The organism is Pseudomarimonas arenosa, from assembly GCF_014841215.1.
GTDB lineage: Bacteria > Pseudomonadota > Gammaproteobacteria > Xanthomonadales > Xanthomonadaceae > Pseudomarimonas > Pseudomarimonas arenosa.
Genome location: NZ_JACYTR010000109.1, coordinates 1 through 2,500, shown reverse-complemented (window position 1 = coordinate 2,500; position 2,500 = coordinate 1). Strand labels below are relative to the sequence as shown.

The 2,500-nt window shown below is 54.4% G+C and carries 1 rRNA gene (cut by a window edge); it reads left to right on the top strand.

What is annotated here, in order from left to right:
• Positions 1 to 2,363: ribosomal RNA gene (locus IFO71_RS21205) — 23S ribosomal RNA — on the top strand (it extends 517 nt beyond the left edge of the window).
• Positions 2,364 to 2,500: the final 137 nt, after the last annotated feature.

The following is a 2,500-nucleotide window of genomic DNA, read 5'->3' as shown; positions in this document are numbered from 1 at the left end:
TGGGAGCTCGAAAGAGTGACTGCGTACCTTTTGTATAATGGGTCAGCGACTTACATTACGTGGCGAGCTTAACCGACTAGGGGAGGCGAAGGGAAACCGAGTCTGAATAGGGCGAATAGTCGCGTGGTGTAGACCCGAAACCGAGTGATCTATCCATGACCAGGGTGAAGGTGCGGTAACACGCACTGGAGGCCCGAACCCACTCCCGTTGAAAAGGTAGGGGATGAGTTGTGGATAGGAGTGAAAGGCTAAACAAACTCGGAGATAGCTGGTTCTCCTCGAAAGCTATTTAGGTAGCGCCTCGGACGAATACTGCTGGGGGTAGAGCACTGTTATGGCTAGGGGGTCATCGCGACTTACCAAACCATGGCAAACTCCGAATACCAGCACGTACTATCCGGGAGACACACGGCGGGTGCTAACGTCCGTCGTGAAAAGGGAAACAACCCAGACCTACAGCTAAGGTCCCCAAATTACCGCTCAGTGGGAAACGATGTGGGAAGGCACAGACAGCCAGGAGGTTGGCTTAGAAGCAGCCACCCTTTAAAGAAAGCGTAATAGCTCACTGGTCGAGTCGGCCTGCGCGGAAGATTTAACGGGGCTAAGCGGTATACCGAAGCTTAGGGTGCACACTTAGGTGTGCGCGGTAGAGGAGCGTTCCGTACGCCTGCGAAGGTGAGTCGAGAGGCTTGCTGGAGGTATCGGAAGTGCGAATGCTGACATGAGTAACGATAATGCGGGTGAAAAGCCCGCACGCCGAAAGCCCAAGGTTTCCTAGCGCAACGTTAATCGGCGCAGGGTGAGTCGGCCCCTAAGGCGAGGGCGAAAGCCGTAGTCGATGGGAATCTGGTTAATATTCCAGAACCGCTTGCAATTGCGATGGGGTGACGGAGAAGGGTAGGTGTACCGGGCGTTGGTTGTCCCGGGGAAAGGCGGTAGGCATGGATCTTAGGCAAATCCGGGATCCTTTATGCCGAGCACCGAGACCAGAGTTCTTGGAACTTGAAGTCACTGATCCCATGCTTCCAGGAAAAACCTCTAAGCTTCAGATTGCAACGACCGTACCGTAAACCGACACAGGTAGGCAGGGTGAGAATCCTCAGGCGCTTGAGAGAACTCGGGTGAAGGAACTAGGCAACATAGCACCGTAACTTCGGGAGAAGGTGCGCCCCAGAGTGTGGCTACATGCGTAGCTGAGCACTCCGGGGCCGCAGTGACCAGGCCGCTGCGACTGTTTATCAAAAACACAGCACTCTGCAAACACGAAAGTGGACGTATAGGGTGTGACGCCTGCCCGGTGCCGGAAGGTTAATTGATGGGGTCAGCCGCAAGGCGAAGCTCTTGATCGAAGCCCCGGTAAACGGCGGCCGTAACTATAACGGTCCTAAGGTAGCGAAATTCCTTGTCGGGTAAGTTCCGACCTGCACGAATGGCGTAACGACAGCGGCGCTGTCTCCACCCGAGACTCAGTGAAATTGAAATCGCTGTGAAGATGCAGCGTTCCCGCGGCAAGACGGAAAGACCCCGTGAACCTTTACTACAGCTTTACACTGAACGTTGAGTTCGTCTGTGTAGCATAGGTGGGAGGCTTTGAAGTGTGATCGCTAGATTGCATGGAGCCATCGTTGAAATACCACCCTGATGTGCTTGACGTTCTAACCTCGGCCCGTAATCCGGGTCAGGGACCGTGTATGGTGGGTAGTTTGACTGGGGCGGTCTCCTCCCAAAGAGTAACGGAGGAGCACGAAGGTACGTTCAGCACGGTCGGACATCGTGCAGTGAGTGCAAAGGCATAAACGTGCTTGACTGCGAGATCGACGGATCAAGCAGGTACGAAAGTAGGTCTTAGTGATCCGGTGGTTCTGTATGGAAGGGCCATCGCTCAACGGATAAAAGGTACTCCGGGGATAACAGGCTGATACCGCCCAAGAGTTCATATCGACGGCGGTGTTTGGCACCTCGATGTCGGCTCATCACATCCTGGGGCTGTAGTCGGTCCCAAGGGTATGGCTGTTCGCCATTTAAAGTGGTACGCGAGCTGGGTTCAGAACGTCGTGAGACAGTTCGGTCCCTATCTGTCGTGGGCGTTGGAGATTTGAGGGGGGCTGCTCCTAGTACGAGAGGACCGGAGTGGACGTATCTCTGGTGTTCCGGTTGTCACGCCAGTGGCACTGCCGGGTAGCTATATACGGAAGCGATAACCGCTGAAAGCATCTAAGCGGGAAGCGCGCCCCAAGATGAGATCTCCCGGGAGGTTAACTCCCCTAAAGGAACCAGGAAGACTACCTGGTTGATAGGTCAGGTGTGTAAGTGCAGCAATGCATTGAGCTAACTGATACTAATGATCCGTGCGGCTTGATCATATAACCCTAAGTCGCTTCTCCTCGACGAACACCGTCGACAGAAACACTCAAAACACTGTTACGTCCTAATCCCCATGAGAGGTCAAGGCGCCGGAATCCCATTCCAGGCGACCCTCCACCCCTTCCCTGGTGATAAT